The organism is Psychrobacter glacincola, assembly GCF_904846215.1.
Lineage (GTDB): Bacteria > Pseudomonadota > Gammaproteobacteria > Pseudomonadales > Moraxellaceae > Psychrobacter > Psychrobacter glacincola.
In genome coordinates, this window is record NZ_CAJGZK010000029.1 from 16,300 (window position 1) to 30,422 (window position 14,123).

Annotated in this window: 11 protein-coding genes and 3 pseudogenes; 9 read left to right on the plus strand and 5 right to left on the minus strand. The window is 39.0% G+C overall.

Going from position 1 to position 14,123, the window contains the following annotated elements; all coding sequences use genetic code 11:
- The first annotated feature begins 211 nt into the window (after nucleotides 1-211).
- Nucleotides 212-1,339 (plus strand): FUSC family protein, encoded by a 1,128-nt coding sequence (locus tag JMW90_RS12455; RefSeq protein ID WP_201564596.1) that lies wholly within the window; start codon nucleotides 212-214, stop codon nucleotides 1,337-1,339.
- A gap of 3 nt (nucleotides 1,340-1,342) precedes the next feature.
- Here JMW90_RS12455 and aroE read toward each other — a convergent pair whose 3' ends face one another.
- Nucleotides 1,343-2,215 (minus strand): shikimate dehydrogenase, encoded by an 873-nt coding sequence (gene aroE / locus JMW90_RS12460; protein WP_201564597.1) that lies wholly within the window; start codon nucleotides 2,213-2,215, stop codon nucleotides 1,343-1,345.
- Between the two features lie 437 nt (nucleotides 2,216-2,652).
- Here aroE and JMW90_RS12465 point away from each other — a divergent pair, with 437 nt between their 5' ends.
- Entirely contained in the window at nucleotides 2,653-3,312 is a 660-nt protein-coding gene (locus JMW90_RS12465) for a hypothetical protein (protein WP_201564598.1), read from the plus strand.
- A 3-nt stretch (nucleotides 3,313-3,315) separates the two neighbouring features.
- Nucleotides 3,316-4,293: an aminotransferase class IV gene (locus JMW90_RS12470; RefSeq protein ID WP_201564599.1), complete on the plus strand. Its 978-nt coding sequence runs from the start codon at nucleotides 3,316-3,318 to the stop codon at nucleotides 4,291-4,293.
- Nucleotides 4,294-4,304: 11 nt separating this feature from the next.
- On the opposite strand, the gene JMW90_RS12475 is transcribed toward JMW90_RS12470, so the two are convergent.
- A complete protein-coding gene (locus JMW90_RS12475) occupies nucleotides 4,305-4,496 on the minus strand; it encodes a DpnD/PcfM family protein (RefSeq protein WP_227691962.1) in 192 nt (63 codons plus the stop codon).
- Nucleotides 4,497-4,798: 302 nt separating this feature from the next.
- On the opposite strand from JMW90_RS12475, the gene JMW90_RS12480 reads away from it, so the two are divergent.
- On the plus strand, nucleotides 4,799-5,293 hold the full coding sequence (locus JMW90_RS12480; RefSeq protein WP_201564600.1) for a hypothetical protein: 495 nt from the start codon (nucleotides 4,799-4,801) through the stop codon (nucleotides 5,291-5,293).
- Here the strand turns inward: JMW90_RS12480 and JMW90_RS12485 are convergent.
- The gene (locus JMW90_RS12485) at nucleotides 5,290-6,054 is read right to left on the minus strand and encodes a DpnI domain-containing protein (RefSeq protein WP_201564602.1); all 765 of its coding nucleotides are present in this window, start codon (nucleotides 6,052-6,054) and stop codon (nucleotides 5,290-5,292) included. The genes JMW90_RS12480 and JMW90_RS12485 overlap by 4 nt on opposite strands.
- 169 nt (nucleotides 6,055-6,223) lie before the next feature.
- Between JMW90_RS12485 and mltG the strand changes: the two genes are divergently transcribed.
- Together mltG and tmk are read left to right on the plus strand one after the other, a co-directional pair.
- Entirely contained in the window at nucleotides 6,224-7,507 is a 1,284-nt protein-coding gene (gene mltG, locus JMW90_RS12490; RefSeq protein ID WP_201564604.1) for an endolytic transglycosylase MltG, read from the plus strand.
- 109 nt (nucleotides 7,508-7,616) lie between these two features.
- Nucleotides 7,617-7,961: pseudogene (gene tmk, locus JMW90_RS12495) on the plus strand (dTMP kinase); the annotation flags it as partial.
- Between the two features lie 242 nt (nucleotides 7,962-8,203).
- Here the strand turns inward: tmk and JMW90_RS12500 are convergent.
- A protein-coding gene (locus JMW90_RS12500) for an IS5 family transposase (RefSeq protein WP_379607777.1) occupies nucleotides 8,204-8,997 on the minus strand; the annotation gives its coding sequence in 2 pieces (ribosomal slippage) (nucleotides 8,204-8,769 and nucleotides 8,769-8,997; 795 coding nt in all).
- 242 nt (nucleotides 8,998-9,239) lie between these two features.
- Here JMW90_RS12500 and JMW90_RS12505 point away from each other — a divergent pair.
- Complete coding sequence (locus JMW90_RS12505; RefSeq protein ID WP_201548682.1) at nucleotides 9,240-13,061, plus strand: DUF4365 domain-containing protein; 3,822 nt, start codon at nucleotides 9,240-9,242, stop codon at nucleotides 13,059-13,061.
- Between the two features lie 82 nt (nucleotides 13,062-13,143).
- On the opposite strand, the pseudogene JMW90_RS14120 reads toward JMW90_RS12505, so the two are convergent.
- Nucleotides 13,144-13,444, minus strand: a pseudogene (locus tag JMW90_RS14120) (transposase); the annotation flags it as partial.
- A 305-nt stretch (nucleotides 13,445-13,749) separates the two neighbouring features.
- On the opposite strand from JMW90_RS14120, the pseudogene JMW90_RS13940 reads away from it, so the two are divergent.
- Together JMW90_RS13940 and JMW90_RS12520 are read left to right on the plus strand one after the other, a co-directional pair.
- Nucleotides 13,750-13,869 (plus strand): annotated as a pseudogene (locus tag JMW90_RS13940) (transposase); the annotation flags it as partial.
- Between the two features lie 58 nt (nucleotides 13,870-13,927).
- Nucleotides 13,928-14,123 (plus strand): transposase (locus JMW90_RS12520; protein WP_201564608.1); only part of this gene is annotated, 196 nt, incomplete at its 3' end.

A 14,123-nucleotide genomic window follows, 5' to 3' on the forward strand; every position in this document is an offset into this window, starting at 1 on the left:
TAGCGACAAATATACAACCAATAACTAATATTCATGGTTTATTAGTATAATAGAAACATTAAGTTATTATTGTATCAATTGATTTTTTACTGACATTTCCTTCTAAGCGACTCTTTATGATAAGTACAACTGCATTTTATTATAAAAACAAGCACAGTAAAAAATCGACCCATAAGCATAGTGGTCATTTACGATATAAGGAAGGTCTTGTATGAGCGCATCAAAGCGCGAAGCAAAGCGGGTGTCTTGGCTGACAATATTATTGACTCGCCTGAAGTTTTTGATAGATGGAGAGCTTGCTCATTTGCTGACAGTCAATCAAAGCAAGAGACCGTGGCATATGCCTATTCTCGCTGCTATCACCATTAGTTTCCCCGTGTTTGTGGGCGCTTACTTTGACGCTTTGCCATCAGGAATCAAAGCGTCTTTAGGGGCAATGGTCATTTTGAATTTACCTTTAATAGGTAATCTGCCTTATCGTTTAGTGACTTTGATGGCATGGGGGTTTGCCATGTCGTTATGCTTTGCATTCGGCTTGGTAGCACAGCAAGTGCCTATTGTTAGGCTGCCAGTATTTATGCTGATAGCCTTTGGTGTGGTTATGTTTGGACGTTATTATCGCCAGCCGCCGCCAGCCGGCTTATTTGTGATGATGGCTGGGGCACTAGCGTTGTTTATACCACTGCCATTAGAGAAAATCATGTCCGCCACTGGGCTTGTGATGCTGGGCAGTGGCTTTGCCCTCATCATGGGGCTACTGTATTCGCTATTTTTATTAGCGACGCGTCCTGCTACGCCGACGCCAACTTATAGCTATGAGCCTGATACCATCAGTGAAAGTATTATTGTCGCGGGTTTTGTCAGTTTAGCGCTTCTGATTCCCTTAATGCTAGACATGCCCAATCCGTATTGGGCAGCGGTCAGCTGTTTTCTGATCATTCAGGGTATCCACTTACGTACGATGTGGATTAAGCAAATACATCGTTTGCTAGGGACATTGGTAGGCGCGGCTCTGGCGAGTTGGATGCTATCTTGGGATTTACCGATATGGGGTATCGCTATTTCGATATTGGTTATGATGCTTTGTATTGAGTCATTGGTAGATCGTCATTATGGGCTAGCCGTCGTATTTATCACGCCGCTGACGATATTTATTGCAGAATACGGCAGTGGCTTGCCGCTTACGTCAGCCGCTTATCAAGAAGTGACGCGCGCGCGCTTGCTCGATACGTTACTTGGCTGTATGGTTGGTCTTGGCGGCGGGATTGTCATGCATTCAACCAATCTACGGCTGCCGTTACGACGTATGGAAAACTGGCTGCTGACACGCTTTGGCTAACGGTCAATTTTTGAATGAATGTGCTTGCAAGGTTTCAGTCGCTTGAGCAACATCAATAGCGCGTCCTGTCCAACGCTCAAAACTTAACGCCGCTTGCCCAATCAGCATGCCATAACCATTGGAGGTCTGAGCACCACGGGCGGCGAAATGCTGCAAAAATGGCAGCTCACGTCCATACATCATATCGTAAGCATATTGGCAGTTTAGCGCATCGGCTAATGGCAAGGTTTCACCTGATAGTCCGATGGATGTGGCATTGATAATGATATCAAAGTCACCACTTAAGGCAGCCGTCGCATAGGTTTGAATAGTATGTTGATTTATCTTTTCGCTTGCGGTGCTAAGTTCATCGACTAAAATTTCTGCCTTACTCACTGTACGATTTGCGATGGTCAGCGTTTCAATACCAGCTTCTATCAGCGGCAATACCACGCCGCGCGCTGCACCGCCTGCGCCAATGATTGCCACGCGTGCGCCATTCAATGGCCATCCTAAGCGCTTGATATGATTGATTAATCCTTGACCGTCAGTATTGTCGCCATATAACGCCTCTACAGGCGATACACCTTTTGCCAATAGTGCTTTATCTAATAATAACGTATTAACCGCGCCAGCAACTTTGGCATGCTCAGATAAGCCACCTCGCGCTGCACAGCATTCATATGCGACTTGTTTAAAAGGCACAGTCACATTGGCACCCATACCGCCACCGTGAAAAAATGCTTCTACTACCGCTGTAAAGCTTGCCGCATCATCTGGACAATATTGACGCTGATAACAGATATCAAGCCCTGCTTGCGCGCCAAATAACGTATGGATTTCAGGAGATTTGCTGTGGGCAATCGGATTACCAATAACAATAAAATGCTGGGTCATAAAGGCTCCACTGGCGGTACAAGGCGAAAGTAAAGATGAGAAAGTTATGAAAGCTCACTTATCATAAGGGATAACGCGCCGTTTAACAAACCTGATGCTACGAATATAAATAGGTAAGTTGGGGTAAGTTTTTATGAAGTTAGCTCTTTAACAAATCTGTACTCTCTGCGAGTGTTATCCGTAAGGTAAAGGGTGGTCAAGCGCTAAGCAGTTGGGTAAACTAGATAGCATGAAAAAGTAACCATGTTCTTTTTCCCTGTGCTTTTTCCCTGTGCTTTTTTAATGTGAATTATAGAATATTCAAATAGAAAAAGCGTATGTATAAAAATTCAGTGATAACAAGACTTTAATAACATACATTATTCATTATCAGCGGCATACCTGCCTGCTTGTTAATACCATTTTCAGAACTATCTAAAAGTGTGAGTAAGTTGCCCATGTGGAATAACACCCTACAGACCCTTATGGTCAGTACGATAATGGCAGTTGGCGTGTCGTTAAGCGCCTGTGATAACAATAAAAGCAGCGAAGTACCAACAGAGGAGGTAAGTGCTGACAAGCAGACCGTCTCCGATACACCAAAAACCCCTGCGCCAAATGCCGATTTAGATGGTGCAACGGCGCAAGAAGGCACACCAGTTAAGTATGATGTCGCATCATGGGGTCCTAAAAAAGTCGATCCGCTTCGTGTCGATCAACTTGACGATATCAAATCAACGCTTGGTAAAGTGGTCAGCACCGATGAAAATAGCTTGGATTATGCCAGTAATCCTGCGTCCAAATACCGCTTTATGGATACTGAAGCGCCTTATCTGGATCTTATTGACTCTGAGAAGTATCTTGAGCTTGGTTGGTATTTTGCCAATCCTACTGACTCTCATAAAGAAAAAGAGCTGAGTCAAAGCCATGCCAAAAAATCCTATCAGCTTGCTCGTCAATTGATGGGTGATGAGGGCGGTAAGCTGGTGGCTGATATGCTAAGCGGTCAAATTACCAAAAACAAAGTCATCGGTGGGCAAAAAGTAGAGCTGGCAAAATGTGAGTTCTATAGCTGTATGATGATTGTCAATAAATCCGCTAGCCAAAGCGATCAGTAAGCCATGCAGCCATCAAATAGCTGGGTTTGTTTGTCTGCATTAGACAAGCCGACCAAAGCCGATACCGCCTCACTAGACAATCGCGGATTGGCATACGCTGATGGGTTTTTTACCACCATGGGTGTTATCAATGGGCAGATACTGTGGGCGGATTATCATCATCAGCGCCTCATCTCTCATGCCAAAGCCTTGCAGCTTGCTTTAGATAGTCATGCGATACTAACGATACTAAAAACGTATGCTACGCAGCTACAACAAGGTATGCTTAAGCTTGTCATCACACGCGCCGCGCAAGACATCCGTGGTTATGGCTATGTGCCAAGTGAGTGTGGTAGCAAGTGTGAGGTTTGGTTAAAATCCTCTGTGATGACAGTGAGCACTGCTGAGCAATGGTCATTGAATGATGAAGGCTTTATACCTGTACAACCTGTGAGTACGGCTGTTTGTTTATCTTCGCAACTCGCTTGTCTGCCGCCGTCTCTTGCTGGACTAAAAAGTCTTAATCGTCTTGATAATGTGCTGGCGAGTGCGGAATTGCAGGATATCAAGGCTAATGTATTCACATCTAATGGCGAGAGAGATATCAGTGAGGGTCTGCTGCGTGATATAAGTGGACGCTGGGTTGAGGGTACGATGAGCAATGTGTTTTATCAATTATCCGATTCACGATTGGTAGAGTCGCCGTCATCAGAGCTGATAAATCCCCCTAATACTAATAAAGGCAATGCTAATAAAACTCATGCGAATGACTTAATGCAAGGGCAATGGTACACGCCATCAATGGCACAGTCGGGTGTCGCTGGGGTGATGCGGCAAGTAATCATTGATGAGTTATCTACGACGAAATATCCAGTTGTTGTGCGGTCATTACAAGATAAGGATTTGCCACATTTAAGCCAGCTGTTCTTTTGCAATGCGCTGCGCGGTATCATGCCAATGACCAGTCTGACGTTATTGTCGGGTGAGGTGGTGGGTTTTTAATCTGTTTCATCCTATTCAAAAATATTAAATTTAGTGTCAATAAAGTCGTCAGGATACAAAACAACTTCCTCGTTTCGATACATATGTTGTGCTTTTAATAGCGATTCTTGCTCGTTTTCTGCGCCAACTTCTACGATATTACTCAACGTTTCAACAATCTCTATCTGAAAAACTCTCTTTAATTTCTTATCTATTTTCATCATTACTATCCCGATATACGCTTATCAAAATTTCTTTAGTATTTATATCCGCTATAGTCAAAATACTCTAAAAACGCTACAGTGCTGCTGGTATAAATTTTTTGCAGCCTCTGTCTGCGTAGGCACAGCAAGCAAGAAAAATTGATACCCGCAGTACTTGATGTATCGATATTACTTTTCCCTGACTATAGGTTAGCAAAGGCGCTTAAAAAGAAGTGATCGTCTTTTGTTACATAGACTTGTGCGATAAGGAAAATCGATCAATGATCGTACCTTATTAAATATTGTTTAACAGGAGATAACATATGCGCACTGCCTATGAAGAAAAACGTATCCCACTACAAATCCGCCGATTAATGCTATTTAGTGAAATATGCCGTAGAGCAAAAAAATATCCTGATGAAGTCGTTCACTTAGCTGGTTATTCAAAGGTAGCATTCAATATTGTTTATTCTAAAAAAGATAAAAAATATACAGCATTTGGTGGGGTATTTAAGTATGCGCATATACGCCAAGAAGTCATAGAGCAAGGCGTAGACAAGCTGCCTCATGATGAACTTGTCATGTGTGCGCTTACAGTAAAAAGACAAGCTTTTACCAAGGCTTCTCGTACACCATTAGGACTATTAATAGGCTGGAATAAACAGGTAAAAAACAAATCTTTTAAATGTATTAAGGACAATATGGACACTTTTTTTAAAGTAAATGATGAGTTGGAAATGGATTATCCTCCGCACAAATTCTATGAACGATTGGTAGCAAGCGCTTATTTGCCACTTTGGGATGATAATCAAACTTAGTATAGCTTTCGATAATACCCACGGCTAATAAACTCAATAATGCCTTTATCGCGTAATATTTGTAATTGCTGGCGGATTTTATCTTTAATGTGGTTGTTTTCAGGATGTTTAAGTTTTAATAAGTCGGCAAATGCATAAACTTGATTGAGAGAGAAATTAGCCTCTAGCTTATCAATACATTGCAGTACATCTAGTGTCCAGCCGCGTGAGGCGATAGATAGTGTACGTAAAAATAAGGTTTTTTGAAATTGCTCAGTGACATTATCTCGTGGTATGACCTGCTGGTCTTTAATCAAAAATACTTTTCCTGATTCGGGTACTTTACGCAAATCAATATTACAGCCAACCCAGCCCGCACGTTTGGCAGTAACGGATAACGGTTTGCGTTTTATAATCATGTCGGGCTTGAAGAATTGTTTGGGAATGATTAAGAAGTTATTAACCCTATATTCTTGAGAGTAGGTCAAAAAGAAAAAACTGGGATTATTATCGCTATTAATACGCTCAATCATGGTGTCATAAGCACCATCGTTAATAATGTTGCTCAATTTTGCCTTCTTACTTTTTAGTTCGTATTCTTCTTTACAGTTTGCACAATAAAAGTCAGCGACAGGTTTGCCGTTCGTAAATGCAGCCAATGGTTCGGCATTACAATTAGGACAATAACTTTGGTTGGCGACCCAATCTTCACTTAATATTCTAATGATTTGACTGGGAGATTTATAGTCTGCAGCGAGATTTTGATTAAAATTTAGGTTCATAGCAATTTTTCGTTGTAGTAGATAAACTAGAAATATCAATAAAAGCGCAGGAATATTCAGCCATATAAATACGTATCAATACTAAGTTAATGGATAAGCTAAGCAAATGCCATTGAAAAATAGGCGTTTCAATGCTAAATTCTAGCAAACTTCTGCCTCGCGAGTTGCCATGAGCACGCCAACACCTGAAACGCCTCCTGAACGTCCTGATGATACGCTATCGAATGACCAAAACGGCACTGCTGACGAGCGCGTCGACGGGGCACCTTTGAATTCAAAACCAGTCGATGTGACAGGGGCAGAAGAAGTGCCGCCTACTGATATCTCACTCATCAGCGGTGATAATAAACCACGCCATTATAAAGCCGACAACCCTTCATTCTTTATGCAGCGCGGCTATCAAGTGTTGTTGGTACTTGGGTTAATTGCGGCATTTTTCTTGGTCATGGTTTATCAGACTTTATTTGGGCGGATTGAACAGCCGCAGCAAATGGTGACGATTGAAAAGGGTCAGACCTATTACGGCTTGCTAGCGCAGTGGCAACAGGAAATCCCGCTATTTTCTGCCACGATTGCCAAGCTTTATATGAAAACGCAAGTCGATGGTCCATTACACGCAGGTATTTACCAATTACCGGAAAACCCTACCATTGCTGAAGCGCTACACGTGCTTGGGCAAGGGGTAAAAGCGGCGATGGTCAAGGTGCAAATTATCGAGGGCAAAACCTCAAAAGATTTGTATCAGGCGCTACGTGATAACAAAGGCATCAAAAAAGAAGTGCTGACTGCTGACAGTACCAATGCTAGCATCGCAGAAGCATTAGATTTGGTTGGCATATTGCCGGATGCAGTGGTCAATAGTAATGACCCTATCGTTAATCACAATCTTGAGGGCTGGTTTGCCCCTGATACCTATTATTATGGAGAAGGCACCACCGACAAAAAGGTGTTGACCGACTTGTATAAGCGCCAACAGCAAGCACTGACCAAGGCATGGGAAAACCGCGCGCCAAACCTCCCTTATCAGACCCCTTATGAGGCGCTGGTAATGGCGTCTATTGTCGAAAAAGAAACCAGTGTGGCAGAAGAGCGTCCTTTGGTCTCAGCCGTCTTTACCAATCGCTTAAACAAAAGCATGCGCATGCAGACGGATCCTACCATTATCTACGGTATGGGCAGCCGCTATGAAGGCAATATTCGCCGTAAAGACATCGATGAAAAAACAGGTTATAACACCTATCAAATCGATGGTTTGCCACCAACACCGATTGCATTGCCGTCAGCGGCTTCTATCGAAGCAACCTTGCACCCTGCCGATAGCGAAGCGCTATATTTTGTCGCAACAGGCAACGGCGGGCATAAATTCACCAACAGCTTAGATGAGCACAATCAAGCGGTTAAAGAGTATCTTGGCGTCATGCGTGAAAAGAAAGCCCAAACGCCGCCGCAGTAATACTATTTTATATTGCCCTTTATAGTGCTTTAAGAAACCATCGTTTATTGAGCGTTATAACCATAAATAATAACAACGATAACGCTCATCAATGACATAAGGTCATATCATGTCAGCATCCATACAAGCGCCGTTTTCTCAAACCACCACTACGTCCATTCAAGGGCGTTTTATGAGTTTTGAGGGTACCGAAGGCGTCGGCAAGACTACCGCCATTGAGCAACTATGTACGCGGCTGCAAGCGCGTGGCATTGATTACCTGCGTACCCGTGAGCCGGGTGGTAGTCCGTTTGCTGAACGCTTGCGCGAGATATTGTTAGACCCGAATACCGCTATCAACGATGATACAGAGTTGCTACTCATGTTTGCTGCGCGCTGTGACCATATGCAGCAAGTGATTTTACCTGCGCTGCAACGCGGGACATGGGTGATATGTGATCGCTTTACCGACTCTTTATAATCCGTTATTTTTTATGTAAACTAGTAAATAATATCTAAAAGGCAACTGATACGGTAGGTTTATCGTTCTGATGGTAAAATTTAGATTGTAAATGTAAATATATTAAATTTTTCAATTTATTTGGCTTTTTGGAAACTAAAGTAGCCCGAATAAGAGCCTAAATTTGATAATAAAATTATAAGAATGTAAACATCATGGATGGGCGGTGTAGTACATAAAGTTAAAAGTTAGCATTTTCATAAACGACTCAAATTCAAGATGTCACTAGGGCGTGTACTATCATTCATTTTACAATGAATGATAGTACACGCCAGGTAGGGTATTGACTTAAAATTACGAGCCAACTTCTCGTAGTGAGTAGCGATACTACGAAAATGCTTAAGCCTTGCAAACATATTTTCAACAAGATGACGCAGTTTATACAAATAGCTATCAAACTCTGGATTAGGCTGTTTGGCATTTTTCCTTTTAGGAACGACGGGTATCATATTATGGCTTCGAGCTTTGTCTCTGATAGACTCTGAGTCATAGCCTTTATCAGCGATAAAGTAATCAGCTTGTCCAATCATTTCAATCAATTCACCTGCAACTTGACTGTCGTGGACTTCACCCCCAGTGATTTTAAAATTGAGCGGATATCCATCGGCATCACAGGATAGGTGTATCTTTGTAGTTGCGCCGCCACGGCTTTGTCCAATTGCTCGCTCTTCACCAAGCCGAGCTCCACTTGCATGCTGGTGACAGCGAACATAGCTTCCGTCTGTGAATATCCATTCCGTATCAATTTCTTTTCGTAAGCTAAAAAAAAATCCGCCCATAAGCCAGTTTTCGACCAGCGGTTGAAACGACTATAGGCTGTTTTCCACGAACATAATTCTTCAGGTATGTCACGCCAAGGCGCGCCTGTGCGTAGCTTCCACAGTATGGCTTCCATGATCTCTCGGCTGTTTTGAGTTTGATAGCAGCCGTACTTTATCATCGTCGATTGCAATTGATCCCAAAGCGTATCTGTTAATGCTTTTCTTGCCATAACTTGTATTTCTCGCATCGACTCAATAGATGCGGTATTGTAACTATTATTTAGGGCTTATCCAATTGAAGACATGCCCTAATCAGGGAGTTGTTATAGGTTTAACAATTGATGTACAGTAAGTTTTAGTTGCAAACTTATCCATCTGATAATCATATTTATAAATAAGCCATTATTAATATATTTTTGCAACAAAGCTGGTTATAGATAACCTTGATTCTACAAATATTTAGGATGTGAATATGACAAATTTGCCTGAAGAAGGTGATAGCCAAAGAATTGGACGATTAGCGAAAAAAGCTTTGACTAATCATATGCCACTTGATTGGATAGAAAAAGAACAAGATGGTGATTCAGACTTTGGAATTGACTACTTGATACAGTTGAAAAATGATAGTAGTCAAGTCGAGTTTAGCTTCTATCTACAGCTCAAAGGTACTATGTCGCCAACATATAATAAAACTCATACATCTATCTCTTACGACTTCAAAACCACTACATTAGCATATTATCACCGACAAGAACCTCTTGTGATGGTAGCGGTTGTAGATATTCGAGATGAAAAAAAGTTTTATGAGTGTCCTATTTATTATTTTTGGCTTGATGAGAAATGGTTTGACAAAAATGCTAAAAAGTTGAATAGTCAAAAAACTATTTCGATAAGCATTCCTACTACAAACCTGCTAAATCAGGATTTAGATATATATAGTTTTTATGCGAATAGATTTCAAGAAAAACTAGCATTCTCCGAGATTAGAAAAGGTATTAACGAATTAGAAAGACCTTTGTTGGATACTTTGAGTTTAATTGCAAAAAACATCGATGAAAAGCCTATTTTTTTGAAATCGATTGAACTGAAAAATGAAGCCCCTTGGATTGATAATCCTAAGGATGAGGTTTCAACTGATTTAAAGATGTGTTCAGATTATTTGTCAAATAATCGCATACAGGCTGCGAAAGTAGTATTAGACAAACTAAATACTAAAAAAGATAACTTTAATACCCATGAAATGGCAGAGTTTTACTATCAAAGAGGTAATATTCTGTCTCATGAAGGATTTCGTGATGATGCGGAAAAATACTTTAAGTTAGCACAAGAGAAGAGTTCTAAAGATCGATATCGTTTGGCATACTTAGAGTCAAAATTTAAACTAGACTCAACACTTTCACAAGATGAGCTCGAAGAATCACTTGACACACTAGGGAGTAGCAGTCTTCCAGAATGCGCACTGAAAGCTAAAATTCTAGCAATGCTGAAGAGACCTACAGAGGCTCTACAACTACTAAAACAATATTATCCCACTGAAACTATGATGCAAATGGTTATATGTACTATAGGATCTCTTCATGAAGAACTAGATCTCATCATTGAAGAAAATTTAGGTCATGAATTTGAGGATGATAGAAAAACCTATATTTTTAATGCATTAGCTGCTAGAAGGTTCTTCCAGAAATCTTCAAATGATGTGGGAATATATGGAGAGATTCTTCCTATTGAGGGAAGACCTGATTACGATCTAGAAGGGATGAAGCAAGCATTTAGTTCATTACAGAAAGCATGGATTGCAGCTAAAAAACTAGGATATCCAAATGATATTACTATGCTTATAGATATCAGTGCATTAATTTACGGATATTTTAACAAATTAGAAGAGCTTACCTGTTATTTTGATGAGATTTTAAGTGAAAGAACATCACATTCAGAAGTCATACGATCATATGTTCGTATATTATTTAATTGTGGGCAATATACAAAAGTAATCGAATTACTTGAAAAGCTAGAGTCACTAGATGGTGATGAATGTAGTATGCATATCCTCTCATGTTATAATTTAAATAAATCTAAACTATGTTTGTCGTTAATTCAAAAATATGAAAGTATTTTATTAAGTTCTTCTAGAGAAAATGTTCCTGCTATTTTTTGTATTGGGGCTGAAATCGCTGACTCAATGTTCGACAAAAATCTAGCTGCTCAATATGAGAAAATTGTAAAGTCGCTCCCAGACGGTGAAGCATTCATTGCGATTCAAGATTTTGTCAATAAGTCCAACCGAGATAAAAGTAGACATAATGAGTTTACCCAAAACTTATATCAAAAATATATAGATTTAGATAAGCCTTTAGTTATCGCTGTACAACTGATTAGATATTTAAATCCTCGGGACAGTATGACTGCTAATCAATTAATTGAGTTAGCAGAGAATATATTAGAAACAAGAGAGTTGAGTAAAAATAGATATTTAGACCTAGCCCAAGCTTTTATCACTACAGAGCGCTGGGCTGATGCAGAAAGATTAGCAGAAAAGAATATTGCTAAAGGTATAGCTATTTCAAAATGGAAACTAGTACAAGCGGCAGCTTTACAAAATCAAGGTAGGGTAGGAGTTGCCTATCAGATTATTGCAGATGTAATTAAGTTAGAGGACATAGGAAAGCAAGAAAAAGATTTTTTTATCAATCTCTCTCTTTCATTAGGCTTAATTGATAATGTAGTCGAACTGCTTGAGGAGAATTTAGCAAATTCGTCTAATATAGAAGATAAAATCTTTATTATTAGACAACTTATTAGTATTTATCCGAACAGAGCTGACTATACGGAAAAAACAAAGACTGCGGTTTTAAAATATGGAACACTTGTAGATCAAAATAACTGTGATCAGGAAGGTGATTATTTACAGTTATGCATGCTTTTGTGCCCATTTGAAAATGATAATCAGTTTACAGATTATACAGAAAGACGAAATGAATATACCAAGAAATTTCCTAACTCTAAAGTTTTTAAGATAGGGAGTATCAATACGGATGAAGGTGCTGAAGGATTATTAGAATCTTTGAGAGACATGGCGGGTATTACTCCAGAACTGATTGAATTATGGGAAAGTAATAAGCAAAAGCTTAGAAGTAGTGAATTAACTATACCTTTTTTTATGAGAGGGCTATATCTACAGGATACTAGAGATATTTTTACTACTTGGTTTTTATCAAAATCTTCTACAGATCAAGAATTAGAATTTAAAATTATACATTCTCCTCAGTTAAATAAAAATGATTTTAAAGACCTAATAGATACGTCTGATGTTTTGTTAATAGAGGAAACTTCAATACTAGTTCTTAATGAATTAGGGATTTTTAATAGCTTCTTGGAGTCCTTACCAAGATTTTCTATCTTGGAAAGGTTCTTTAAAGAACTTAACCTTACAGCTCATGCTCTACTTTCCCCTTATAATAATATTGCAGGAGAAATTTTAAAAGCTATACAAAATAATCTGACTAAGTTAGATTTGATACACTTAGATGAGGAAAGTTTATTACAGTATGACCAATCGTTAAAGGATAAGAAAGGACTTCTAATTACTGATGATTTATACGTTAACAAATTGGTTTCTATAGAAAATCAAGGTGTTCAGACTGGAAATATTTTTAATATTCTAGAGTATTTAGGTGATAAACATGTGTTAGACAAGAGTGTTTTACAAGATAAAATAGTTAGTACTAGTAAGTTAGGTATTATAGACTTAAATATGAGATTAGATTTTTTGGGTGATTCAGTAGATTACTTCTTAGGAAGACCAGAAGTTCTAGATTATAAAGATACAGATTTTCAATATATTTTTGACAAGATAATACTGTTTCATACAAATTTCAAAATAAAATATAAGTTGTTTTTAGATATTTTTCTTTATGTTGACGTGCAGAAAATTAGTCCACAGACTTTACTAACTCTAGTCTATAAACTCATTGAGAGTGAAGATAATTACGAACCGCAGGCAGTTATTACGACGTGGTTAATCCACTCTGGTCTTGGAAGGAAATGTGAGAAAGGCATGGAAACTAATTTTAGTACTGAACATTTAATCTTGTGGAATAAATATACATCAGTTATGGGAATATTAGATCCTGAAAATTCTTCAATTATATCTTTATTAGAGAAGGTCGTGTCTGTAATACTGAACTTAGAACCAGAAATTAAAAGTATAGCGTTTAACAACTTAAAAAGTGGATTTTCTTCAGATTCAATAGAATATAGTAACTTAAAAAGATTAGATCATTTTTTCAATCTATAAAAATGAGCCTCATAATGGCTCATTTTTAAAATTTCGTATTAATAGTTATTGGAGACCATCTCGAATTCTGTGCAACTGCCATTTAGATTAAATACTTACTAATACGGTCATCAAACATAATTACAAAGCGATTTAAAGCAGACGTCCAGTTAAGGATCGACATTGACCTTTAGGATACTCGAAGAATACCGTTAAGCCCTCCCAGTTATTGCGCCAAGAGGTAACCATTTGCGGGTACTCTCTTTACACCAAGTCTTATCAAAGTGCTCAAGGTTTGCCTGTGCTATCTCAAGCCTATCAGCGGCATAGATAGCTTTTAAATCAGCCGCTACTGCTTTTTTATCCGTCCATGGTACAAACTTCATTGAATAGCGCACCATATGTCAGCGAGTAATAAAGTATCATACTGAGATTCGGCTAAACTCTTGATTTTATTACCTGCCATTTTGAGTGAAAAATAATAAAGTATCATACTGAGAGCTATTACCAATAGTAACTTGTTACAATTTGGAGTAATAAAGTTTCATACTCAGTTATCTTAAATATTTCTTCAAAAACCAATTTAAAATCAATATTTGTTGGTTATACCAAATAAACTTGTTGTTAACAGTTGCTTAAACAACTCAAATAGAGGGAGTTTCCTAAAAACTGTGTAACTGCTTATAATCCAATAACAGGAGAATAAGCAATGACTACTCAATCTGACATTAAGAAACTGGCCGAGCAAATGGCTGGTAGCATTAATAGCTTTGATGACATCAAAGATTTTCAAAAGCAGCTCATGCAATCCTTTATCGATACTGAGCTATGCTGAAGAAACCGTACAACTAAACTTGGTAAACTAAGCGTATTGACAGGAGTTTACCATGACCAAGAAAGTAAGAACCTACAGTGACGAATTTAAAGCTGAAGCCGTCAAGAAGATATCAGACAACAATGGCAATATCTCAGCCACTGCAAAGCAGCTTGGCATTGCCATGCAAACGCTATCAAATTGGCATAACAAAGCCAATCAAGGCAAGCTTATCGGCACAGAGCAATATGATCCTGATCTTATGAGTG